The following is a 26000-nucleotide window of genomic DNA, read 5'->3' as shown; positions in this document are numbered from 1 at the left end:
ACTTGACAGCAGCAAATTTCGTTTAGTTGTCATCAATTATACGCAAAAAAGCAAACAAATATTTACAAATAAAGATTGTTCTAAATAGTTCGTTAAAAACCGCATTAATTCGTCTTAACACTAAATAATAAAAGGAGATCCCCGCCTTCGCGGGGATGACAACGTAAAACAAGAAAGCCCGAGAATTCACAATTCCCGGACTTTTAAAGTTTTTCCGCAGAAGCGGGCTTCGCTGTTTTAGCTTTTAGTCGAGCTTGATTTTCTTAAGGCTCGTGACGCCTGCATTTTTCACGCGAACGACATAGAGACCGTTCGGGACAGACTTCAGCGAAACATTCAAAGAACCATTGGCATGATTGTCGAAAGACTTCAACACGCTACCCGTCATAGAAATCAAATCCACATGGACATTACCATTAGCGGTAATCTGGAGAGACCTGCCAGAGAGGGTCATCTTCGGAGATTTCGTTGCAAGAGTCGGCAAGGCAATCGTAGCATCGCTGGAGCTGGATTCCGGAGTCACAGAGCTCGAAGAAGTCGGCTGCGAAGGCGTTGCAGCGGCGAGGTTCGGCATGTTACCCGAAACAAGCAAACCGTTCAAAAGCTTGAGGGACTGATTGAAGTAGTTTTCGTCACCGAGAGCAACCGCTTCCTTCCAGTATTCATCGAGCTTAGCCTGATACTTTGCATCAGAGATAAGCGCCGTCATGAGGGATGTCACGAACGTGCTGTTGTGATCGTTGCCGAGGCTACCAGAAGATCTGAGGACAGGGCCCTTCATGTTGGCGGCACTGACGGTAGAGACAAATTCAGCCATTTTCTTGTCGAGAGCGAGAGCACGCGTATCGCCATGCCAGCAAACAGCCTTGGCATTGCGCCACGGAGCGCGGGAAGCATCGTAACTATAGTAGTCATCTTCGCTCTTGCCGTTTTTATCAGTCCAGTCATCAATGAGGCCCGTCGTAACTTCTGCAGAGCTAGCTTCGTAAAGCTTCATGTTGGCATCGTAAGCGGTCTTGTTCCAGAATTCCGCATTGTCCGTATCGATCAAGGCAAAAACCGGCATGTAGGCAGGGTCAAAATAGCCCGGGTTCTTGCGGTTCAAAGCGGCATCACCCCACTTGTCGCCCGGCAAATGCAAACCGTTTGATTCGAACTCAGACTTTTTCATGGCTTGGATAAGCTTCTTGGCATCTTCCTTGTACTTTTCGTCACCGAACTGGAAGTAAGCCATTGCAAGAGCTGCGGCGGCATCGATATCGCCATCGAGTGCTGCACCATTACCGGCATCCCACGACTGAGAAAGATTACCAACCTTCCAAATCATGAGGCCGTTTTCGTTCATCATCTTCTTGTAGAAGTTCCAAATCTTGTCGAATTGCGGCTGATAGCTCGTCGTGTTATCGCTAAAGTAGACCATCAAAAGCATGCCGTAACCGACACCTTCCGAGAAATACGTATCAGAACCCGGATCAGAACGGACACCAGCAACATCGCCATTTTCATTGTACATGGTTTTGAGCCAGTAGGCAAACTGGGACTTCAATTCTTCGGAGGCCTTGGCCTTGTCGCTCAAAAGCGTTGCATTTCCACCGTAATCCGACATCTGCGGAAACGGGAAATTGACCTTAGCCTGGGCAAGCCCGAAAGCGAACAAACCGGCAAGTCCCATTTTTACCAAACGATTCATACACAACTCCAATGCCCACACAGGGCCGTTAAATCTATCTAAAAATAAATTATTAACGACCAAATTTAAATTTTTTTAGTCTTACGTTTTAATACAGTGTGCGGTCCATCACCACAAAAAGAGAATCGCGGTACGCAACGTGCCATTTTTCGCTAGAATCAAGCGTTTCAATCAATTTATCCCACCTGGCGTAATAGCGAAGCGGGAGCACCACGCGGTCGATATCCAGCGAATCTGCATCCACCAAAAAGAGCTTGGGCATTCTAGCATAGGTCAAATACCGTTCAAAGAAATCCGCCGTTTTCAGGATAAAACGCCCATCAATATACGTTGAATCAAGCGGGTTCATATACGCCAAGTAACCACCCGAACGGTCATCGTTAAACAACCTGCCCGGATGCGGGTTTTCCATCATCCAATGCGCAGCCCCCACAGGCACGCGCTGGTAGGCAATCATGGAATCGTAAGACGAGAGCGACTTGCCCCAAAGCCCAAGAACAAAAGCCAACACAACAGCCGAAAGCAACAATTCCGAAGTCAAAAGCGGGCTCAAGGTAGTACTCAAATTTCGAGTTTTTTCTGCAAGTTTCCCCTTAAGTTTCAGCTTAGAGCCAAGTTTTCGCGACTTTTCGGCAAGATGTTTCTTGAGCTTCAAACTAGAATTTTTGAGTTTCAAGCTTGTATTTTTAAGTTTGAGACTTGTATTTTTGAACTTCTGGCTTGAACACGAAGGCTGCACGGAAAAATGAACAACGACAGCAACAAAAACCGGCAAAAAGAGCACAAAGTTGCGCTCGGCAATAAGAGAAAGAATCGCCGTAATGAAAAGCCATGAAGGCAACAACCTGCGATTAAATATGGCCTCGACACGTTCTTTCGTCTGCCACGACAATTGCCACGAAGCATCAGGCGAAGGCTCCAAATGCCACCGGACAGCAGCCAGAACAATTCCCATTACAGAAAACACAAGCATCAAGGCGGACTGCAACACATTTTCACCGTTGAGCAAAAGCGTAATTGGAGAGCGGTTCTCCGCAATTTCACTTGCAAAAACCGTAGCCGACGGCGAAAGTCCAAGCAAACGGTCAAATAGTTCAAACGGATAGGGAATCAGGTTAAAGCCATCGTGATGGAGGAACGGCGTCGCAAAAAGGAGGATGACCAAAAGAGTCTGCCATGCCACCGTTTTGAACAAAATTCGCACCCCATTCCATTGCCTGACCTTTCCAAAATTAACCCAACGCCTAAACCAGAGACTATACGAGAAAAAGCCATACGCCAGAATTATACCCAAGATATACAGGCCTTGGCATTTACACCAAACCCACTGGATAAAAAGGACCAGGAGCACGCCTAAGAACTTATACAGGCGCGTCACATCACGAAATGTCAAGTGAAACACGTGATGGAATTTTTTAGGGTCCGCACGGCGATCCGCTTTACGGTCTTCACGCCATCCATAAAATAGCCAAGGCAACACGTTCCAATAAACGCCGAGGAACAGCATGCTCAAAAGTACCGGACGGATTTCAAGCTGATAGCGGAAAACAAACAGGAGGACAACAATCCCCGCAAACGTTATCGTAGGGAACTGTTGATTCTTTTTGATCGAAGGCAGCAAAAACAGCATGAATACAACGCCCCAAAGGAGCGCCTTAAACGCCACCAGCAACGGAGCGCCGCCAATATCATAGACAAACGCCACCATCTGCTGAAAATATTCATGCACATTCACAACAGGCTCGCGCACAGGCGTCCATGTGGTCACCCATTCACGCGCACAAGCCAGATGCCACCAGATATCGGTATCCGTCAGCGGAAAAATCGCAAAAAGAGCGACCGCAACAGGAACCAATATCAGAAGCCAAGACATAATCAACCTACTAGAATTTATTTGGACTTGCCATCCAGCGACTTGATCAACTCATCAATGCGAGCCGTGATTTTCTTGGCACCGTCTTTATTCAAATGGTCTGCATCATTTGCCAAAGACGTTGAGTAATCGTGGTCGCCAAAATTGTTCTCGTTCATGATGACAAAATTTGATTTGCTTTCGGTCATGGCTTCGATTTCATCAATCAACGCCTTGGCGTGGCTGCGGCGCATCCCGTGACGGCCATAAGTACCCGTTTTCTTGTAATACGGGCTGATCGGGAACATCACGCCAATCACCGTAATGTCGTTTTCCTTGGCTAGGCGCACCAACTCCCTGAGCTTGTCGACATCGCCAGAGAAAATTGCCAGGCACTGGTTCAGTTCAGACTTGGCAAGACACATGTTCAAGTTCGTATCCGGCACGCAGACATCCATCGTGTAGGTGGAAAGGCAAGTATTCTGGTCCATATCTACAAGGCAATTGGCGAGGTTCTTGTTGAACAGGCAATCGCTCCAAGTAGAATCACCGTTCATGACAGAAACACCGTTTTCATCAGTCCAGCCGAGATTTTCCGTGGCAGCATGCCAGCCATGTGCATCAAGGATTTCACCAATATCATCCGAGGCATTATCCATGACCATTTCCACAAACTTGTCATCAACACCTTCCGGGTAGAATTCATGACTTTGGTCGTATGCAAAGCCAAGTGCGCCACCCATGCCCGCATTGATATCCGTACGCGGGTCAATGTTGTACCACAAGTCAATATCGAGGCTCAACACAACGTATTTCACCTTGGGGCAATGGTTCAAGACGTAATTCTTAAAGAGGTAGTGCATGCAGTGCATGTCGCACGGCACAACACCCATATTCATTGCAGGCTTGCTCATTTCAGGAGCGGCAAAGCCCGCCCACAAGTGGGAATTGCCAAGGCCAACCACTTCCACCGTATCCTTCAGTTTCCAGAACATCGGCATCTTGTGCGAAAGCAGGTAATTTGTCTGGTTCGCGGCCGACACATAATGGCCCACGCTATCAGCATCCCAGTCCGAGGCAACCGGAGTCTTATCCGACGGAGTCCAGAAACTCGGGTGCCACAATTCCTCGCCTTCGACGAGATTCAGGATAGAGCCATCCTTCGTATTCACCAAGGCAATTTTCTGGTGTGCGCCATCGGCATTCGTAAGCGTTGCGACAGCCATCGTTTCGTCATTCTGCACCCATTCGCTATGGTCAAAGGTATAGCCACTGGGAGCAGCAACAGAAGAAACAAGCTTGCCACCATCATCGGCAATGAGCATACGTTCATGAGTGCGGTACTTCGAGCCGACAAACTTCGTGCCAGTTTCACCTGCGAAATCAAGGAAGAGCGTCTTTTTCGTCGTCTTGTTAAGCGAAGCATTGCAAGCCTGCTCGCCACCATACCAAACTTCATCTTCGGCTTTCGACTTTACCGTTGATTCCTTCGCTGCAATTCGAGCACGGAGCAAACGCGCTCCAGAGACCGTCAACTTTTCATCATCGCTGATTCCACCGTGATAAGCGCCATCAAAAAGCTTAGAAGGTTCGCCGAACTTGCCATTTGCAAATTTCACCTGCCATGTAGATGCTGCCTTGAACACAGATTCGTCCTTGTTATTGCCGGCATCCGTCACGTACACAATCACCGTATCGCCGTTTTCAAGCACGCGCCAGCGCGGAATCGCAGCCGACTTCACGTCAAGCTTTACAAGGCCAGTCCCTTCCGCATCCAGATTGCGCACGTAGACTGCAGAATTTCCACTAATTCCCTCCTGCCCCGTGCAGAACGTCACACGCTTGCCGTCCGGAGAAATATCGGGGTGATAAACGCCCAGAGAATCCTTGATTTCAACAATGGTCGGTGAAATCTTTGCAAAATCGACATAGGCCAAGTTTCCGGTCACGTCATTGCGGAACGCAAGCCTAGAACGCGAAACTCCAAAAATGGACGAAATCTTTTTCGAAGATGTGACAATAGACATATTCGAAGCCACGACCTCGCCCGAAGCATCAAGCCAAACCGGGTTGCTAATCTTTCCATACGCAAGTCGGAACCCGAGATATTCCGAAGAACTCGTACCCGTAACGGTGTAGACATCTCCACGGGCATACACGTTAATCGCCGAAGGTTCGCTCCTAAAGCTACCGCCCTTGATCACTCGTTCGCCAAGGCTACCGCCATTTGTAGCGCCCACAAAGTTCGTTATCGTCGTATCGCGGAAATTCCCGAGCCAGTCATTGACCCATTCCGTCACGTTGCCATATAGATCGCAAAAGCCGTTTTCGTCTTTTTTCTTGCAAACTTCGTGAGCCTTGAAATCAGAATTGTCGGCATTCCAGCTCTTTTCAACATTGGCCGAAAGGCTTGCCGCAAAAATCCATTCCGCTTCGGTTGGCAAGCGGTAAGCATCAACATTCGGATTGAACTTGAACCCTTCCAGAAGCACACAATGGCCATTCTTGTCAAATTCAGCCGAGGAATAGCTATAAGCGGTATCTAACTTGAACTTGACGCTTTTGGCATTGGCAAAAAGGACCGCATCGTAATAGGTGACATTCACCACAGGAACCACACTCTGAGAGCACTCAAGCGAAAGTCCGTTCTTTCCGTTCATCAAGTCCTTGAATTCGCCACAGGTGACTTCATGCAAACCGAGCTGATAATCGTAATCAAACTTGACGTCCATTTCAGGGCGTTCATTGACTTTAGCCGTTTTGTTATTCGTGCCTACTACTATAGTTTTTCCAGAAGACCGGACAAGCGCAAAGTCATCTTTTAGATCAGCACCGGGGCAATTGTCCCTTAAGGAACAAACAAGGGACGACCCCATTTCTGTCTGAGTCGGAGAATCATCCGAGCAGGATTCCAGGAAAATTATAGATAAAGCGGCAACGCTTAAGATAAGAGTATCTTTCATTCCAAAAATTTTCATATTATGATTCCTTGGAACTAATATACAAACTTTCCTTCACCCAGAATAACGTCAAATACATTATTACTTCAACGTTTTCAGCAGGGAATCTATACGCCCCGTCACCTTGGCTGCCCCTATCAAGCTTAGATGGTCCGTATTCACAGCGCAATCGTCCGCATAATCGTGCTCACCGTTCTTGTTTTCGTCAAGCACATGGAAATGCGGATACTGCTTCTGGAACTTATTCAGGGAATCCATAATGTCCTTGGCAACAGAGCGTCTCGGACCATAACGGCCCCAGGAACCGGTATTGCGATATCCCGGATTCTGCGGGAATATCACACCGACAATATTTACACCCAAAGGTTCCGTTTTGACGATAAAGTCCTTCAGGCGCTTGATATTCCATTCAATCTTCTGCATGCCGGCATCACCATGCCAGTTAGAGTCCAGTTCCACGGAAGCGGTTCCCCAGCCCGAGCCATCGGCGCTGAAGAATCCACGCGAGGGTTCGTAAATCGTCCTCGCCACATCGGAATACTGCGAAGAAAGTGCAACCGCATCCAAGAAACCGTCCGGCAAGCCGGAAGTCCAGAATCCGTGGCTAGCATCGTACACAAAACCCGGTGTCGTCGCAATCAAAATTTCCGTATATTCCGTAGAGTTGTGCCAAAGGTCCAAATCCAGGGACACAACGATACTCTTCAGCTTGTTCAAGTGATTGAGGCCATAGTTTTCGGCCACGTAAAGCGAAGCGTTCATGTCGTTACCCGAATGGCCCGTGTTCAGTGCAAATCCTGCCGTAATCGACGTGACCACCACGCTGTTTTCCGTTCTCGAGCTACCGACGCACAGAATTTCAACATCGTTTCTGTAGCGCCACAAAAGCGACATCTTGTAGCCCATTGAAATGTGCGCCCAGTCCTGCCCCTCCCTATAGTACACGCCAGCACTATCGAGATTGAGTTGCAAATCATCATTCAGGTCAAAATCCTTTTTCACCCACAGGCACGGGTGCCAAAGTTCATCGCCTTCGGCAAGTTCAATAATTTCATTCTTTGACAAGTTAATCAACGCAATCTTTGTATGCGCACCATTGACGTTTGTCAAAGTCGCAACGGCAATGTTACGGACACCAGAAGCCCATTCGCTATGGTCAAACGTAAAGCCACTCGGAGCGCCTATAGACTGAACAAGCGCACCCGTTGAATCAACGATAAGCAAACGTTCATGCACTGCATATTTCGTTTCGGCAAAAGCCTGCCCCGTCTTGCCGCCAAAATCAAGGAACAAGGTACGCTTGCTGCTATCCTTGGCAAGCGATGCATTGCAAGCCTGTTCAGCCTCGTCACCGTCCTTGTACCAAATTGTATCGACAGCATCACTCATGACAGTCGAGCCCGCCTTTGCAACACGAGCACGCAAGAGTCTAGCGCCCGTCACGGCAAGGCGATCGTCTTCGCTGACACCGCCATGATAAGCGCCATCAAAAAGCTTTTCGGGCTTGCCAAATTTTCCATCGGCAAACTTTACCTGCCATGTCGAAGCGGCCTTAAAGGTTGCATCGTCCTTGTTGTTGCTGACATCCGTCACATAAGTAATGACCGTATCACCGTTTTCAAGCACGCGCCAACGCGGAATCGCAGCACTTTCAACATCAAGCTTCACGAGGTTCGTTCCCGAAGTATTCAAGTCGCGGACATAGATTTCGGACTTTCCAGAAAGGCCTTCAATATTCGTACAGAAAGCAACTTTTTTGCCATCAGGCGAAATTTCAGGATGGTACACGGGGATGTTATCCACAATTTCGTTCACAACAGAAGCGCCACTTGAGTAATCAATATACGCCAGGTTTCCCGTAAGGTCGTCACGGAAAGCCAGTTTGACTTTATATGTACCCGTCTGAGAACGGATGGCCGTTGAATTTATGAGCGAAACCACGCGACTCGTCGCTGGATGACCATTAGAACCCAGCCAAACCGCATCAGGGATAGAGCCATACGCCAAACGGAAACCCACGTAATCCACATGGCTAGAACAGGTGACCGGGTACACATCTCCACGGTTATAGATATGGATGGAGCTTGCCGCATTCTTATAGCTACCTCCCTTGACCACGCGCATGCCGAACATGCCCGCATCAGGAGAGCCCACATAGTTTGTCAAAGTCGTATCCAGGAACTCGCCATACCAGTCGTTCACCCATTCCATCGCATTACCGATCATGTCGCAGACATTCGTTTGGCTGTCGTACTTGTTACAGACTTCATGGAGCGTGTAATCCGAATTTTCAGAAGTCCAGCCACCCGCGTGCTTCTTATAGGATTGAGCCACGAGCGACCATTCCGCTTCTGTCGGCAATCGGTAAGCTTTCACCTCGGGGTGGAAAGCAAAACCGTCTAGATTCGTGCAGTGCTTTTCGTGATCAAATTGAGTCCCGACATACGTGTAAGCGGTATCCATGCCTTCAGACTTGCTGCGTTCGTTCGCGTAAAGCGCAGCATCGTAATAAGTAACATCCGTTGCAGGGTACATGTTCGTAATGCACTTCACCTTGAGTCCGGTCGCAGGTTTCATCAAGGCGTTGAAGTCACCGCAAGTCACTTCGCTTTTGCCGATTGAGAAATCATAAGTCAGCAGGACATCCATTTGCGGACGTTCGGTCGCCTTTGCCGTAATGTCGTTCGTACCCAAGTGCGCCGTGACGTTACCAGACACGCGCAACATTCCCGAAAGGGAGTCTTCTACTGTTTTTACAACATCACTTTCAAATCCATAGGTACTATTGGAATCGGTGCAAGCGTACAAAGACACAAGCAGAATCGCTATAAGATATCTCATAATTTCTCCCCTTCTTTCATACATGTTTATCGACTTTTTACTGGCTCAATTTTGAAAGCAGCGAATCCAACCGATGCGTAAACTGTTCTGCTCCCGAAGTGCTCAAGTGGTCGACGTTATACGCCATCTTGTCCGTATAGTCGTGAGCACCAAACTTATTTTCATCAAACAGAATAACATCCATCGTCTTCACCGAATCAATAATTTCCTTCGCAGAACTCCGCCTCGGACCATACACACCAAACGAGCCTGTCGAAGCGTAGCCCGGATGTTGCGGGAATACAGTCACAACAACTTTAATCCCCTTCTGGCGGGCCACGTCCACTACATACTTAAAATAAACAAAATTTTCCTTAAATACAGGGGAATCCATATTACAATCTGCAGAATCCTTCAAAAATACCGGAAAACCCCAGGAATTATCCGGTAAAAGGAAGTCTTCCAGGTCGTACGGGTGCTGTAAAGCCGTTTCTGGGCGGGGAGTCACCTTCACTGCGTCGACAAAATGTTCCGGCAAACCATCGGCCCAGAAGTTGTGGTTTTCATCGTACTTGAAGCCAGGCACCTTGTTGTATATCACGTTAATCCACGTCGTAAACCCGTCGTACCATAAAAAGTCCGGAGACATTTCAAGGACCAGGACCTTTAGATTCTTGAGATGGGTCAGCGCATAGTTGATGAACAGGTAAGACATACCCGTCAGCTGTCCGGCGGAATACGCCATGTTGAGCAAGTTGTGCGACTTGATACTCTTATCGTGCAAGGCAAACATCGTACGCGAGGAGCCGAGCGCCAAAGCCGTAATGCTGTCGCGATTTTCCCAGAACTTCTGCATCTTGACACGGAGTTCCAATGCGCTGTAATAAGCGCTTGACGAATAATAGACGCCCGCACTATCCGTATTCAAATCCTTGCTGCTATAGTTGTTTTTCGAATGCCACAGGCACGGGTGCCAAAGTTCATCGCCTTCAACCAAGACTTGCACCGTACTATCGGACAAGTTAATTAACGCAATTTTCTGGTGAGCGCCGCTAGCATTGGCGAGAGTTGCAATAACATAATTTGAACCGCCCAGTACCCATTCCGTATGGTCAAACGTATAGCCGCTCGGGGCTGCAACACTTTGGATAAGTTTTCCCTTGGCATCAGCCACCAGGAGGCGTTCATGCGTACGGTATGAAGATCCGACAAATTCCGCACCCGTCTTGCCGCCAAAATCAAGGAACACCGTCCTATCGCTTCCGTCATTAGCAAGCGAGACATTGCAAGCCTGTTCCCCGTTGTACCACACCGTATCGTTTCCGTTTGCGACAGTCTTTCCGTACGGAGCCACGCGAGCACGCAACAGCCTAGCCCCCGATACAGCGAGCTGCTTGGTTCCACTCACGCCACCATGGTACGCACCGTCAAAGAGCTTTTTTGGTTTTCCAAACTTACCATTGTTAAACGGGACCTGCCACGTGCTCATTTCCGCAAAAGCTGCGTCATCCTTGTTATTTGCGGCACTCGTCACATAGACAATTGCCGTATCGCCATTTTCCTGAATTTTCCAGCGAGGGATAGCCGCATTTTCAACTTCAAGCTTGACAAGGTCCGTCCCCTTTGCATTCAAGTTGCGCACGTAGATACTCGACTTGCCATTCGTCCCTTCAAAGCCAGTGCAATAAGCCACGCGCTTTCCATCGGGCGAGATATCCGGGTGGTAAGCCTTCTGCGTATCCTCAATTTCAATGACCGAAACAACTCCGCTTCCAAAATCAATAAAGGACAAGTTACTCGTAATATCATTGCGGAACACCAGCTTGGATTCAAAAGTTCCCGTCAAGTGCTTCATTTCAAAAACGGACACATCCGACTTCACAATAGATTCCTTCACCGTACCGCTTTCATCAAGCCATGTAGCATCGGGAATCGTTCCAAGCGCAAGCCTGAATCCAAGATAATCGCCCTTTGTCGAAGAAATCACCGTATAGACGTCACCGCGGCTGTACAAAGTCGTTGCAGAAGACTCGTTTCTATAGCTACCGCCCTTGACAACACGTTCACCAAGGCTACCTTCATCAGCACCGCCTGCAAAATTCGTCACCGGCTCTTTCGTAAAATAAGTGAGCCAGTCATTCACCCATTCCAGAACATTTCCCGCCATATCGTAAACTCCAAGTTCGTTCGCAGGAGACGTTGCAACATCGTGGAACTTGTATTCCGAATTGACGCTGTTCCAGCCCTTTTCAGGGTCCCAGCCCTGGCTAGCCACATAAACCCATTCGGCCTCCGTCGGCAAGCGATAGCCCTTTACATTTTCGTGGAACGAAAGTCCAACCAAGTTATCGCAACTCCCCGAAGCATCAAAAGAAGCGCTCGTGTACGTATAGACGGTATCTAGATTTTCCTTTTTACTTTTGGCATTGGCAAAGAGTACAGCATCAAAGAACGTCACGTTTGTGATGGGGCTCTTATCGCGATACATGCCTTCGCACTTTTCGCCCGACGATTTAAGCAGTGCATGGAACTCGCCGCAAGTCACTTCATGTTCGGCGATATAAAAATCGTATGTGAAATGCACTTCCATCTTTGGAGAATCACTCTTACGGGCTCCGCTAACATCCGTCCCCAAGAACGTTGAATTACCTTTGGAATTGACATAAACAAAACCGTCAACACTCGTCACGTAATTTGACGGTTCCCCAGAAGATGGAGAATCGCTACTATCGCTACAGGAACTCCACAAAAAAAGAACCAGCGCCAAAAATGCAAAGCATTTCACATTTATCTGTATTCCGCCTTTCATTTTTCAGCCTCCCAGGATAATAACAATCGGTTCAAGCGAGACGTGAGTATATAACTTCCGCCATAGCAAAGGTGGTCTTCGTCTACAGCCATCAAGTCTGTATAGTCATGCTCGCCCATTTTATTTTCATCCATCAACACAAAATTCGGGTATTCCTTATGCAAGGATTCAAGCTCGCTAATCAACTTTTTGGCAGAACTGCGGCGGAGTCCATAACGGCCAAACGCCCCGGTTTTTGCATACGCTGGGCTCTGCGGGAAAATGAGGCCCACCACGCGGATATCGCGCTTCGCCGCTTCTTTAATGATAGTCATAAGGGCAGCCTTGCTATCGTCAATCAAATTCCAATGATCATCGAGGTAGACGCTATCCTGTTCAATTTCAGGTTCTTCACGCCAGGAACCGCAATTCGCATTCGCATAGCGGCCTCTATCCTTCATGTAATAACTTTCGTCCGATGAACCCACGGAGCTCTCGGTATATTCCAGCAAGCCATCCGGATAGCCCGCATCCCAGAATTCATGGTTGCGGTCATAAACGTATCCCGGATAATTTTCAAAATCCGTATAGAAGAAGTTGTCCCCACCCGGGCCATCAATCTTATGCCAGAAATCAATATCCAGAGAAACGACAACATACTTGAGATTTTTCATGTGCCTAAAGATATAGTTGTTCAAGAAATCCCTGGACATGTAAATTGAGTTTGGAGTTTGTCCAAAATTAACGGCAAAGAACTTCTTGTCAAAACTAAGCGGAGTCACACCAAACATCGGCCTCGACGATCCCAAAATAGCGACGTTAGCCGAGTCGCGGTATTTCCACAGGAGATTCATCTTATAGCGCATAATGACGGATTCCCACTTATCTGATGGGTACAGGTAAACGCCCGCACTGTCCGGATCCAGTTTACTCGTTTCCGGCACGTTGATCTTTTGGCGCCAAATGCTCGGATGCCAAAGTTCATCGCCCTCGACCAAATCCAGAATAGAGCCATCCCCCACATTCACAAGGACTACTTTTGTATGGGCACCATTGGCATTCGTAAGAGTCGCCACAATAAAGCCACCATCAGAATCTGAGCCGGCATAGTTCAAAGCCCATTCCGCATGGTCAAAGCTAAAGCCTTCCGGAGATGCAATCGCCTTGATGAGTTTTCCTGTACTATCGGCAATCAGCAAACGTTCATGAGTCCCGTAACTCTTACCCACAAATTCGGCACCGGTCTTACCGCCAAAATCAAGGAACGCCACGCGCTTGGAACCATCATTAGCAAGAGACACATTGCAAGCCTGTTCTCCGTTGTACCAAACAGTATCGCGCCCATCAGCGAGCGTTTTACCCGCAGGAGCCACACGCGCACGCAACAGTCGCGCACCCGTCACCGCCAGTCTGTTATCACTAGAAATTCCACCATGGTACGCTCCGTCAAAAAGTTTTTGGGGCGTTCCAAAACGGCCATTGCCATACTTGACAAGCCACGTACTCTTGGACTTGAATTCGCCATCGTTTTTGTTGTTCCCTGCATCGGACACATAGACTATCGCCGTATCGCCATTTTCAAGCACTCGCCAACGCGGGATCGAAACGTTACCATTGACCTTGACTTTCAAAGGTTTTGCGTTGCTCGTAGAAAGCGCACGGATATACGCCTCGGACTTTCCAGAAACGCCTTCCATTCCCGTGCAGTACACGACAAGCCTGCCATCCGGAGAAATATCAGGGTGGAACGAATCAATGGAATCAGAAATTTCAGTCACAGAAAGCGTCCCGTTGACGTAATCAACATACGCCAAATTGCCCGTGACATCATTTCGGAAAACGAGCTTGGTGCGGTACGTATCCAGGTTGTTTTTGACAACGGTCGCACTTGCCATCGGGATGATTCGACTGTCTCGGGCATGACCATCACGCCCCATCCAAACTGCATTCGGGATTTTTCCAAAAGCCAGACGGAAACCGAGATAGTCCGACTTTGTCGCCGAAGTGACAATGTAGACATCGCCTCGACCGTAAAGCTTAATCGCCGAAGGATCATTGCGATAACTGCCGCCCTTGATGACGCGCTCGCCAAGCACGCCACCGTCAGGCCCACCGACGTAATTAGTAATGGTCGTATCCTTGAAATAGCCAAGCCAGTCCGCAACCCATTCCTTGACGTTACCGCCCATGTCGCAAAAATCACCACGGAGGCGGGCATACGAACAGACTTTTTTCGGTTCAAAATCTGAATTTAACGCATTCCATTCGCCAGACGGATTCCAGTCACGGTCTGCCGCCATAATCCATTCCGCTTCGGTCGGCAAGCGATAAGCATCGACCTCCGGATGGAACACGAGCCCTTCCATCGTAATACAGCTACCTGTGACATCAACCGACGTGGATGTGTAAGTATAGGCGGTATCGTAGCCTTCACGTTTACTGCGCTCGTTGGAATAAAGAACGGCATCGTAATACGTCACCTTGGTCACCGGCAAAAGATCAGACTCTTCGCCATTGCACCGTTCGTCAAAAGTCGTCCCCATGATGCTCTTAAACTCGGCACAAGTGACCTCGTGCATACCCATGGAAAAATCATAGTTCAAAGCGGCACGTAATTGCGGACGTTCACTCGCCTTTGCCTTAGCCGCATACGTTCCCAAATACGAAAGCGTTCCACCACTTGAATTTTTGACTTTCGAAGCTCTTACGAGAATTAGGCCATCGTGAGCGTTGTCCGTTTCAACGGGAGCATTAAGCCACACATGGTCACCAAAAAAAGTATCACAACCAGAAAAAACGAGTAAAAACGGTACTAAAAAAAGTACCTTTTCAAAGAAGAAGGTATGTGCAAAAGACTTAGACATATTCTCCTTAAAAATAGCTTTTTAAGCTAACCCAAGCCACTCGTTCTCTGACCGTTTTCCCCTTAAAAACAGAGATTCTTCAATTAAAATAAGTAATCAAAATGGATTTGGCAATCTATTTTTCGCAATGGATTGATTAGCCTCAATTCCCGGATATTCTGGGAAAAATTCTTCGGCCATGCGGTACCACGTGAGCGCACGCGGAATGTCGTTTTCAAGGTACAAATTGCCGATATCAAACGCGGCAAGCCCTATAAACTGTCGCGTTTCAAGCGGTTTAAATTCAAGGCCGGTCCAAGGACCTTTTTTGTACTTTTCACGGTATTCTTCATCGGTATAGGTAAAGCCGCGACGGTTCGGTTCCAAATTCACAAAACTGTCCGAGGAGCCGTAACGCAAAAAGACATGCCCCGGAAGGAGAATAGCGTCGAGAGGCAAACCACGCGACTGCGCCACCATGAGCGCAAGCCACGAAAGTCCCATGCAACCCGATCTTTTGTTTGCAAGAACGCGAAGCGGAAGCACAGCATCTTTAGCAACAGCGGCCTCGCCCGCCCCGGCAAATTCGATATTCCAAAATTGCCAAAGCAGGTTTTTCAGGGATTGCAAAGTGTCGTGAGTCGCCGCAACACTACTATCAAAGTAAGCAAGTCCCGCATGCCAGTCACTAATGGAATCAAGGCAGCCCGGCGCGCGTTCTTCAAATACGCACGCCATTTCGCGATAGCTCATGGACTCGCTTTTCCCGTTCCAAAGCAAAAACGGGAGTGCAATCACGAGCGTCGCGAAGAAAAGCCACCAAAATAGTTTAGAGGAGAGACGAGAGACGAGAGACGAGAGATTCATCTTTAGTCTTTCGTCTAAATTCCGTCCCATTCCATCGGGCTTTGCCAGTAGTCGCGAGCGGTCATCATGTAAATCACGAGACGCTTGCTCAGCATGTCCTTTTTCATCTTCTTGAGGCGAGCGCGAACGCCAGGGCCTCCGCCCCAGCTCGTAAGCACCTGAACGTCGAGCCCCGTCGCATAAGCAAGCAAGGAACCCGGGCCACCGCTCTTCTGGTCCACGGATTCAAACACGCCCGTGAACGAGTCACCCATCAAGAGGATCGGAGCATTTTTGCCACCCTTGTAAGATTTATCGCCCTTGTAGATTTTCATGCCTGCAAGAGTATCTGCGGCATACTTGGATTTTTCCTTATCCGGCAAATGAGCGACCAAGTCCCCTTCGCGGAGCACAACCGTATCCTTCATCACGAGGCTACCCGGCTGCGGATTGGCATCGGCATACCAGCTGTACTGCGTCACGCGAGAAGCGAGCTGTTCCATTGCGGCAAGCATGCCCGGCAAAGCCCAGTGCGTATCGTAGCGCTGGTAGCTGTAATGCGGAGCGTCATCGCCACTGCGGGCCGCCATCAGAGACGGGTAAAGGTCGAGCACATCAATCCCAGCAGCGAGCATTTCGCGGATAAATTCACGACCGTTTACGTTTACGCACAAGTCCGCAGGCGTACCCTTTACAAGCTTGTCTGCATAGATTTCTTCTTTCACAGGAACCGGGACCACGAGAAGCTGTACATTCATGGAATCCAGATACTGCTTGAGTTCAATCATTCTCGGGAGCGGATTGTGGAGGCTATCCTGACCGCTAATTTTGTCTGCAACGAGGTAGTTTGCATTGCGGCGGAACCAGAGCATTCCGTTATCAGCCCAGGCATTCTGTTCCTTCGGGAGCTTCGCCAGTTTTTTCTTCAATGCTTCGCGGAACTTCTTTGTCGCAGGCGTTGCAGGGCAGCTATTTTCCATAGCGGCAAGCGTTTCCAAGCGAGCATAAGAACTCGTATCGAGCGTGCGGTTCACCGGCACCACTTCACCCGCAGCCGCCAAAGAATCGGCAACAGCAGCGGCACGCAACTGTTCATCCGTCAAGCGGAAAGCAGGAACTTCAAATGCGACCCACATCGGGCTCCCCATCGGGTTTCCGCGCATCACCGCAAACGGGCGGTTCGCACTTGAGTTTTCCCAAATGGCGCCAGGTGTATGTTGTTCCAAGTCCGTATTCAAAGTCGGGTACCAATAAGACGAAAGCGTACGGGCCCAATTCATTGCCTCTTCATTGTTCATCTCGGCCGTCATGTAGTAGTTCAAGACTTCCGCAGATTCACCACCCGAAACGACCTTGAGCTTACCGTAGAACGGAGTACGGCCAGTCCAAACGGCAGGCATGACTTCGGCCCACCATTCAATCTTTCCCTGATTTTCGCCCGTTCCAGGCACACCCCACAAACGACTTACCGTCTGGAAAGCGCGGAACACATCAGGTTCATTCCACTTGACCGCCTCGACTTCATTCAAGGCTTTTGCAAGAGCATCATCACCAGTCTGCGCGTAAAGGATCTTCGCAAACGGTTCCCACGCAATCGGGGCTACACCGGCAACCGCGGCAGGCTCATAATCCGAAATCGAGTCGAGCATCGGGAACGGGAATTCCTCAAGCTTTGCATTTGCCATCTTGCCCGTGTAATTTTCAGGCTTTTCATCCATGCCCGCCATGCGGATCGGGTTTGCAAAGTACGCCGCAAAATCAAGAGCGGCAAGCGTTGGCTTTTCGACGACGCGGACTTGCTTATCCCTGTCGAGCACGCGCATTTCGAAGACGGTCACAGGAGCCGCATAAACCGGGACGTGAATCGTCGGAGCAGCATCATTAGCCTGCACGGAAGGATTGACAGACGGAGCAGCACAGGATGCCGCAAGGAACATGCCCGCAGAAAGCCCTGCGAGACTCAATAAGGAAAGAGATAATTTTTTCATTTTCACGTCAGGAATTATAATAAAAATATAAGTACGGATGTGGGGCTATGAATTTTCTAAATTATATATCGTTAAAAAAGGAGTCTTTATGCCCGCTACTGGTGAACACAACAAGTGGATTGCTCTCGCCCTCTGCATTCTTCTCGGATACCTGGGTCTGCACCGTTTTTACGAAGGAAAAATCTGGACAGGCATTCTGTGGCTTTGCACCGCAGGTCTCTTTGGCGTAGGCGTTGTCGTTGACGCCATCTTGATCGTCATGAAACCGGAACATTATTAATTCTATGAAACACCTTTTTGTTATTGCAACCGGTAGTGCCGGAAAAATTAGAGACTTCGCCCATATTTTGGGCACAGACCATTACGAATTCAAGACTTTGAAAGACATCGGTTTTGACGAAGACATCGTTGAAGACGGAAATTCCTTTGCCGAAAACGCCATCATCAAGTCGAATACAACGGCTCAATGGCTCGCCAAGCGAAACATCGAAGCGACCGTTCTCGCCGACGACTCCGGTCTTGAAGTTTTCGCTTTGAACGGCGAACCGGGCATTTACAGCGCCCGCTATTGCGGCAAGCACGGCGATGACGAAGCCAACAATGTCAAGTTGATGCAAAAGCTCGAAGGCGTTGAAGACCGCAAGGCTCGTTACTTCTGCGCTCTTTCGTACCAGACCGTGACCAAGAACGAACAAGGTGAATTTGTCATCAGCAAGCCAATTATTTTTGAAGGCGAATGCCGCGGCGAAATCAACCACGCTCCTGTTGGCGACATGGGCTTTGGCTACGATCCGCTTTTTGTTCCGGATGGTGAAACGAGAACGTTCGCGCAAATGGAGCTTGAAGAAAAGAAGGTCATCAGCCATCGCGGAAACGCCATTAGGGCTTTGAAAAAAGCGCTCGGGAAATAAATTTGAGAATTCTATTTGCACCGCTACAAGGTTACACGACGGGCATTTATCGAAAAGCCCACGCTGAAATCTTTGGCGGTGTTGATGCTTATTACGCACCTTTCTTGCGAATTGAAAACGGGAAACCGCGCGAAAAAGATTTGCGAGATTTAAATTCGTTTGATAAGAATGCGCGCGAAGGGAACTGCGCGGGATTCGTGAATGGGAATGCGCGCGAGATTCCGCAAATTATCGCGAACAGCGTCGATGAATTTAAAATCCTCGCAGACGCGCTAATCGCTAAAGGCTACACGGAAATCGACTTCAACATGGGATGCCCCTTCCCGATGCAAGTCAACCGTCATCGTGGAGCAGGAATCTTAAACGACAAGCAAACCGTCCAAGAAATAATGGACGAGATCAGGAAAATATCTAACGCAAACGGAACTGCGCCGGTAAAATTTTCCGTCAAGATGCGGCTTGGGCAAGACACCCCCGACGAAGCCTTTGCCATCCTCCCGATTCTAAACGAAGCGCCGCTCTCGCAAATCACACTTCACCCAAGACTCGGCAAACAGCAGTACAAAGGCACAATCGATTTCAAATCATTTGAAAAGTTTTATGAGGAATGCCGCCATCCGCTCGTTTATAACGGCGACATCACAAGCGTTTCGCAAATCTGTGAAATGGAACGACGCTACCCGAAGCTTGCCGGCGTGATGATTGGACGAGGAATGCTTGCGAGACCAAGTATGGCCGCGGATTACAAGGAATTGCGCGATATAAACTGCGCCGACCCGCAGGATTTTCTCCGCAAGCTTTTCCAAATGCACCAGATCATATTTGACCACGCTTGCAAAACGTACCAAGGCGACAGCCAAATTCTCTCGCACGTACAAAGTTTCTGGGAATACCTTGAGCCAAGCATTCCCAAAAAGATTTTCAAAAAAATCAAGAAAGCAGGCAAACTCAGCGAATACCAAGAAGCAATTATGGCAATGAGGGAGCTCTCGTGAACAGCGTCTACATCGAAATCACGAACGTTTGCAATTTGCATTGTAGCTTTTGCCCCTGTGGCAAGGAGCCCGCGAGCCGCACGTTCATGGATTCCAAGCTGTTCGAAGATTGCATCGCAGGCGCTCAAGAAATCGACGCAACAAATGTGTACTTTCATGTTCTCGGCGAACCCACGCTCCATCCCGGCTTTGCGCATTACGTCAAGAAGTTAGAACTAACACCATTAAAACTCACGCTCACAACAAATGGCACCACAATTGAGCGCACAGGTCACCAAATTCTAGCCTCGCCCTCCGTTCGCCAAGTCAACTTTTCGACGCATGCCTACGCGGAACTCCCCCGCGAAACCGCTGAACGACATTTGCAAAACGTCCTTGATTTTTGCAGTCTTGCGATTGTTGAACGCCCCGATCTCTACATCAATTTACGATTGTGGAACGTCGGCGCCAAAGAAGCCTCCTCGTGGAACAGCTACATGCTTATGCGCATCCACGAGACATTTGGCGTTGATATCACGCCCGGGCATTTCTGCAGTCGCCACAAGAGTTTCAACATAACCGGTCGACTTTATCTGCACGAAGACACAAGATTTGAATGGCCTAGTATAGACGAAAGAGGCGAGAGTCGCGACAACAAGTTTACTTGTTGGCATGACCGAGCCTTACTGTCTGACGCCGAAGGCGTCAAAGACGAGAGGATAGGCAAGGAAATCGTCGCAGGTACATGCCGCGCGCTAGACACGCACGTAGCGATTCTCCATGACGGTCGCGTTGTCGCCTGTTGCCTCGATCACAGCGGACAAATTACGCTCGGTCACATCGGCGAACAAAGCCTTGCCGAAATCATCAACAGCCCAATGGCGCTAAATATAAAAGAAGGGTTCGCGCAGCATGAACTACGCCACCCTTTTTGCCAAACCTGCAGTTTTTGCAAACGGTTTAAATAAGCGAATTCAAATTAATAACGGGTTTTGTCCGTCTTTGTCGCCCACTTTTTGAATGCGACGAGCGCATCGTTTCGCATAAAATGGTCGCACTTGATAGCACGTTTTTCGTACGGCAAGTCAAGCTGGTCATAGATAAAGGAATCGTCAAATTCGATTGCAGCAGCATCAACTTTTGTATTGGCGTAGCAGATGCGCTTGACGCGGGCCCAGTACAAAGCGCTCAGGCACATCGGGCAAGGTTCACAGCTCGTGTAAACGGTACAGCCATCCAGCATGAACGTTCCGAGTTTTGCGCAAGCATTGCGAATTGCAGTCACCTCAGCATGAGCAGTCGGATCATTATTCGGCACAACGCGATTTGCGCCCGTTGCCACGACCTCGCCATCCTTGACAATCACAGCACCAAACGGACCGCCGCCATTATCGACATTGTCAACGGACAACTGAATCGCCATCTGCATAAAACGCTTGTCTTCGTCCGTGATATTCTTCAATTCTTCTTGCATAAAAACTCCTTGACCTCACTAAAATAATCAAAAACATTGGGAAAATCAACAACAGGAAAACTTCAAAACACGCTATTTTTCCCAAAGTCTGTCATGCCAGCCACTGAGCAGGCACCGCCTTTTTCGCCCAAGGCAATGGATTTTTAACTATTTTTTGGCAATGATGATTACGGTTCAAGATTTCACGGGCGTTTATGCCGAGCAAGCCTTTATGCAAGAACTGCGCGCCACCGCAGAAACAAGCAAGGACGTTCGCTGGCTCAACTGCACGAAAATCGTAGGAACCGACTGCTACTGCGACGACGACGCCATCAAGGAAATTAACGAATTGATTGATAACGCAGAAAGCAACAGCAAGAGTGAAAGCGACCGCAATATCAAGAATCGCGACAATTCCACAAGCGACATTGCGCCACAACCAGGTATTCACTTTTTTGACAACGGCAATTATCATTACATGAGCAAGCTCTGGACCGACCGAGTTCAAGAATCATTCACGCTCATTGTATTTGACCACCATCCCGACATGCAACCGCCCCGCTTTGGCGGAATTTTAAGTTGCGGCGGTTGGGTCAAAGAAGTCCTTGAAAACAACAAGTTTATCCAAAACGTCATCATCATCGGAGTTAAAGACGAACTCGTTGAAACCGTCCGCGAAGAGCTTTCGCAATCCGGGGAAGCAAATATTTTAGAGAAGGTTACGTTCATCAAAGAAAGCGAACTCAGCACACTCCCGTCTATAATCTGCAGCGATTCTGTGAACGTTTTCTCGTCTAATCTCTACATTTCCATCGACAAGGACGCCCTATCACCAGTCTATGCTGCCACCAATTGGGATCAAGGCACGCTTACGTTTGACGCCCTCAAAGATAGCATCACCGCACTTACCACAGGTCGCAAAATTCTTGGCATCGACATCTGCGGCGAACGCGCCCACGATTTTGAAGGCGACGAGCACCACACCGTTCAAGAGGCAGATTCGCTCAACAGCGAGCTGAATCGAGACCTTGTCGAGTTTTTAAATAATCTTTAAAAGTATTACTTCACAGTAATAAACTTGCGGCGTTCCGTATTTGCGTTCTTCAGCTGCATCACATACAAGCCAGCAGGCAAGCCGCGAGTCATCCAGGCGACATCGCTGACTTTCGCAGATTCCACATTCATGCGGCGCACCAACGCGCCCTTCGTATCGAAAATGTCGACGCGGTAAACGCTAGGCTCAACCACAGCAGCTGTTTTCGGACGAATCGATATAGTCTTTTCTTCCGATGAATCTTTTTCCGCAGCCTTCACAAGCGTTACATCGAACTGGTCGATGTTCGGGCCATCATTACCGCCAACGGTTGCAAACTTCACAGCATTTTCGCCTGCGGCAAGATTCACCAAGACTTCAGCCGTTTCCCAGACGGTCCAGCCACCAGTTGTCTTGAAAGATGTCGTTGCCGTATCTAAACCAGCAGAAATCGCAAGAGAGCGTGCTTCACTGGAGCCATTTGCAAAATCGATATCAAAGCGATATTGGCCAGCCGTATCGACTTTCACATTCACGACGACATCGCCGCCCTTATCGAAATTCACATAGCCATCGCCGTGGTAGCCGCCATTGCTACTTTCAGAAACACCACCTGTAATCGTACCTTTTTCGGCCTGGTACTGTTTATCAGGTGTCGGCGGTTCCGGTTCCACATAATTGGCATCGCATTCCGTCGGACTCTTGAGCGTAGCGCCCGCATTTGCCTTCACGGCAGCTTCGACTTCGCTCGCCTTGAGCATAAAGCTCGTGTATTCATACGGCGGTGTAAAAGAAGTCCCCGTTCCCTTTGTATTGCCCGAGCAATTCGTGAAAATATTGTCGATGACTTCGTTCACGCCCGTGCCGTTCGCATTGCCCGTATAAATTGGGTTTGCTTCGTTGATAAATACATTGCGTTCCGTGCGCACTTTGCACATGTGGCCAGCCGAAACGCCAAGCACATCGGTTCCGTTTGTGATGCTAGCATTGCCCGTAAGCAAGTTGTTCACCACATGAACGTTTCCGTAACGGCAGCGTGGTTTGCGCTGGTTGGCTGCCTGCCACCAGTTGAACATGTAGGTCACATTCAGCTTGCCTTCGCTTTCGGGTTCATTGTCAGAACTGCCGATGAGATTCGAAAGGTTGTGCGAACTCTTTTTCTTGTAGCCAAAAATGCACCACGTAAATGTTACGTTATCTGCACCTTTTACCACATCGGCATTGCCATCCTGACCATCCCAGAATTCACAGTGGTCAATCCATATATTTTTGGAACCGTTATTTTCAATGGTAAGGTTGTCCCAAGCCTGCTCAGCATTACTGCCCGGCCCTTGAATCACGATATTGCGGACGATAATGTTTGAAGCCTTGCTGATGTGAATTGGCGCTTTAAGCACAGTCCCCGGCTTAAGTCCGATGATGGTCTTGTTGGAACCCGTGATATTCAAGCGGTCCCCCGTTCGCCCGCTCCAGCCATCGCCAAGCGTACCGTCTATGTAAATCACACGCGGAGAAGAATCCTTCGCGTACTTTTGCAAATCGGCAAAGGTCGTCACTGTAATGGGTGTTGCATTTCCGCCACCGGTTACATTAAATTCAGTCGATGTACGGCCCGAACGAGTCGCCCAGCCAATCGATTTACACTGATCCACCGCTGCAGACGCACAAACAGCAAGTCCGCACAGCACCGCTAAAATTCGATTCGAAGCTTCAAACATCTCAATAAATTCCTTATTTTTCCAACATATAATTTATATTCCCAAAGCCATTATAGGGCGCAATTCCGAATTAAATTTCTAGACATTTTGTCAAAGAAACCAAGCGACGAAACTAAAATTGCTATTATTCCTTACGGATTACAAATAATCAATAACTATAACTAGCAAATAACAACTATGGATATCAATCAGCTCGCACAACAGCACATTTTGAAGCAGCCGCTCTACGTGACCGGCAAACCCATCGCCTACACCGCTCGTGAATTCGGTCTCGACCCGAAAGACATTGACAAGCTCGCCAGCAACGAAAACCCGTTTGGCCCGAGCCCGAAGGGCATGGCCGAAGCTCGCAAGGCTTTGGAAGAAGTGAACCTCTATCCGGATGGCGGTTCTTACGACCTCATCGGAAAGATTGCTGAATTCCGCGGCGTGAACCGCGAACAGATTGCTGTGGGTAACGGCAGTAACGAACTTTTGGACATGATCGCTCAGGTGTTCCTCGGCCCCGGCACGGAAGCCGTCATGGGCAACCACAGTTTCGCTGTTTACAAGCTTGCCACGATGGCCATGAACGCCAAGATTGTTGAAGTTGACATGCCCGCTCCGGGATACAACTACAACCTCAAGGCTATGCGCGACGCCGTGAACGAAAAGACCCGCATCGTGTTCCTCGCTAACCCGAACAACCCGACCGGTTCTGACCTCACCGCTAAGGAAATCCTCGACTTCGCCGACAGCCTCCCGGAAACTTGCGTTCTCGTGATGGACGAAGCCTACACCGAATTTATCGAAGACACGCCGGAACTCGTTCCGGATTTCAACAGCCGCATCGCCGCTGGCAAGAACATCATCTGCTGCCGTACGTTCAGCAAGATCTACGGTCTCGCTGGTCTCCGCGTGGGCTACTGCATCACCCGCCCGGAAATCGTCGCCCTCATCAACCGCGTGCGTGAACCGTTCAACGTGAACAGCATCGCTCAGGCAGCAGCTATCGGCGCTATTGACGACCAGGATTACGTGAACAAGGTTCGCGAACTCAACAAGAAGGGTCTTGAACAGCTCAAGGCAGGTTTCAAGGAACTCGGCCTCCCCTACGTCGACAGCCATGCAAACTTCATCGCCGTCAGCGGATTCAAGGATCCGATGGACGCCTTCAAGTTCTTGCAGGCCAAGGGCACCATCATCCGTCCGCAGCCGGCTATGGGTGACGTGCTCCGCATTACCGTCGGTACCGAAGCTCAGAACAAGAAATGCCTCGAAAACATCAAGGCATATCTCGGCAAGTAAACCGAGAAAGAGACTGCGCGAAGCCCGCGCCTAGCGCCAAAGCTCACGGCGTTGTCCGTGTGATTTCTAAGCGCGGTTTTTGTAGCAGAAGCCAAGCAGAAAACCTGGTCCGCGAGGGCCGGGTTTCTTTGCGTGGTAAAATCGTCCGCGATCCGGACACTCCCGCCCGCGAAAATGACGAGATTTGCGTTGACGGAAAGCCCGTAAAGGCAAGCGAGTTCGTTTACTTTATGATGAACAAGCCGCGCGGCTATGTCACTACGGCAAGCGACGAAAAAGGGCGCGCAACCGTCATGGACCTTTTCCGCGAGCAATACGCCAAGATGTTCCCCGGCAAGCCTGTGCCGCATATATCGCCCGTGGGCAGGCTCGATGCCGCCAGCGAAGGGCTTTTGCTATTTACAAACGATACGCAATGGGCAGACGCTTTATTAAAGACGAAAGACGAGAGACGAAAGACGAGAGACGACAAATGCGTAGAACGAGAGTCGCGCGGCCCCATCCACACAAAAATCTATCGCGTTCAGGTTAACGGGCACCCCACCGCCGAAGAACTTTCGCAAATGGAAGCGGGTTTCAATGTACCGCCTCGCGTCTTTGGCGAACCCGAAGAGTTCATGCACGCCGTCAGCGCCAAGCTCTACAGCGCAGGCGAAAAGAACTGTTGGTTAGAAATCACCTTGGACGAAGGCAAGAATCGTGAAATTCGCCGCATGCTTGCGAAGCTCGGCTACGAAGTTTTGCGCCTTGTGCGCATCAAGTTTTGCAATTACGAATTGGGCGATTTAAAGCAGGGCGAGATTCGAAAAATAAACCTTCATTAAGCACCCATCAATT

The 26000-nt window shown here is 49.1% G+C and carries 17 protein-coding genes; 7 read left to right on the top strand and 10 right to left on the bottom strand.

Annotated elements, in window-relative coordinates:
• Window positions 1-244: 244 nt before the first annotated feature.
• The 8 genes from FSU_RS14950 to FSU_RS14915 form a co-directional block, all read right to left on the bottom strand.
• Window positions 245-1690 (bottom strand): glycosyl hydrolase family 8, encoded by a 1446-nt coding sequence (locus FSU_RS14950; protein WP_014547185.1) that lies wholly within the window; start codon window positions 1688-1690, stop codon window positions 245-247.
• Between the two features lie 88 nt (window positions 1691-1778).
• Window positions 1779-3563, bottom strand: coding sequence for a hypothetical protein (locus FSU_RS14945; RefSeq protein WP_015732348.1), 1785 nt, complete (start codon window positions 3561-3563; stop codon window positions 1779-1781).
• Between the two features lie 17 nt (window positions 3564-3580).
• Window positions 3581-6520, bottom strand: a complete 2940-nt coding sequence (locus tag FSU_RS14940; protein ID WP_014547183.1) for a TIGR02171 family lipoprotein — start codon at window positions 6518-6520, stop codon at window positions 3581-3583.
• Window positions 6521-6583: 63 nt separating this feature from the next.
• Complete coding sequence (locus FSU_RS14935) at window positions 6584-9343, bottom strand: TIGR02171 family lipoprotein (protein WP_015732346.1); 2760 nt, start codon at window positions 9341-9343, stop codon at window positions 6584-6586.
• Window positions 9344-9380: 37 nt separating this feature from the next.
• On the bottom strand, window positions 9381-12131 hold the full coding sequence (locus FSU_RS14930) for a TIGR02171 family lipoprotein (protein ID WP_014547181.1): 2751 nt from the start codon (window positions 12129-12131) through the stop codon (window positions 9381-9383).
• Window positions 12128-14974, bottom strand: a complete 2847-nt coding sequence (locus tag FSU_RS14925; RefSeq protein WP_014547180.1) for a TIGR02171 family lipoprotein — start codon at window positions 14972-14974, stop codon at window positions 12128-12130. The genes FSU_RS14930 and FSU_RS14925 overlap by 4 nt, the downstream gene beginning before the upstream one ends.
• Before the next feature lie 96 nt (window positions 14975-15070).
• Window positions 15071-15820 carry a transglutaminase family protein gene (locus FSU_RS14920; RefSeq protein WP_014547179.1) on the bottom strand — a complete coding sequence of 250 codons (750 nt, stop codon included), beginning with the start codon at window positions 15818-15820 and terminating at the stop codon, window positions 15071-15073.
• A gap of 14 nt (window positions 15821-15834) precedes the next feature.
• On the bottom strand, window positions 15835-17787 hold the full coding sequence (locus FSU_RS14915) for an alginate O-acetyltransferase AlgX-related protein (protein ID WP_014547178.1): 1953 nt from the start codon (window positions 17785-17787) through the stop codon (window positions 15835-15837).
• A gap of 88 nt (window positions 17788-17875) precedes the next feature.
• Here FSU_RS14915 and FSU_RS14910 point away from each other — a divergent pair, with 88 nt between their 5' ends.
• From FSU_RS14910 to FSU_RS14895, 4 genes are read left to right on the top strand one after another with little or no spacing between them, the layout of a single operon-like run.
• Window positions 17876-18067, top strand: a complete 192-nt coding sequence (locus FSU_RS14910) for a TM2 domain-containing protein (RefSeq protein WP_015732344.1) — start codon at window positions 17876-17878, stop codon at window positions 18065-18067.
• A gap of 4 nt (window positions 18068-18071) precedes the next feature.
• On the top strand, window positions 18072-18698 hold the full coding sequence (gene rdgB, locus FSU_RS14905; protein ID WP_014547176.1) for an RdgB/HAM1 family non-canonical purine NTP pyrophosphatase: 627 nt from the start codon (window positions 18072-18074) through the stop codon (window positions 18696-18698).
• A 2-nt stretch (window positions 18699-18700) separates the two neighbouring features.
• Complete coding sequence (locus FSU_RS14900; RefSeq protein WP_014547175.1) at window positions 18701-19693, top strand: tRNA-dihydrouridine synthase family protein; 993 nt, start codon at window positions 18701-18703, stop codon at window positions 19691-19693.
• Window positions 19690-20640: a radical SAM/SPASM domain-containing protein gene (locus FSU_RS14895; RefSeq protein ID WP_014547174.1), complete on the top strand. Its 951-nt coding sequence runs from the start codon at window positions 19690-19692 to the stop codon at window positions 20638-20640. Before FSU_RS14900 ends, FSU_RS14895 begins: the two co-directional genes overlap by 4 nt.
• A gap of 11 nt (window positions 20641-20651) precedes the next feature.
• Here FSU_RS14895 and FSU_RS14890 read toward each other — a convergent pair whose 3' ends face one another.
• Window positions 20652-21146, bottom strand: coding sequence for a nucleoside deaminase (locus FSU_RS14890; RefSeq protein WP_014547173.1), 495 nt, complete (start codon window positions 21144-21146; stop codon window positions 20652-20654).
• A 160-nt stretch (window positions 21147-21306) separates the two neighbouring features.
• Between FSU_RS14890 and FSU_RS14885 the strand changes: the two genes are divergently transcribed.
• Window positions 21307-22179 (top strand): arginase family protein, encoded by an 873-nt coding sequence (locus FSU_RS14885; protein ID WP_015732343.1) that lies wholly within the window; start codon window positions 21307-21309, stop codon window positions 22177-22179.
• A gap of 5 nt (window positions 22180-22184) precedes the next feature.
• Here the strand turns inward: FSU_RS14885 and FSU_RS14880 are convergent, their stop codons facing one another.
• Complete coding sequence (locus FSU_RS14880; protein WP_014547171.1) at window positions 22185-23876, bottom strand: pectate lyase family protein; 1692 nt, start codon at window positions 23874-23876, stop codon at window positions 22185-22187.
• 177 nt (window positions 23877-24053) lie between these two features.
• On the opposite strand from FSU_RS14880, the gene hisC reads away from it, so the two are divergent.
• On the top strand, window positions 24054-25163 hold the full coding sequence (gene hisC, locus FSU_RS14875; RefSeq protein WP_014547170.1) for a histidinol-phosphate transaminase: 1110 nt from the start codon (window positions 24054-24056) through the stop codon (window positions 25161-25163).
• Window positions 25127-25987, top strand: coding sequence for a pseudouridine synthase (locus tag FSU_RS14870; protein ID WP_014547169.1), 861 nt, complete (start codon window positions 25127-25129; stop codon window positions 25985-25987). The genes hisC and FSU_RS14870 overlap by 37 nt, the downstream gene beginning before the upstream one ends.
• Window positions 25988-26000: the final 13 nt, after the last annotated feature.

The organism is Fibrobacter succinogenes subsp. succinogenes S85, assembly GCF_000146505.1.
Classification (GTDB): domain Bacteria; phylum Fibrobacterota; class Fibrobacteria; order Fibrobacterales; family Fibrobacteraceae; genus Fibrobacter; species Fibrobacter succinogenes.
The sequence above is the reverse complement of the archived record's forward strand: the minus strand, read 5'-3'. Positions and strand labels throughout refer to the sequence as shown.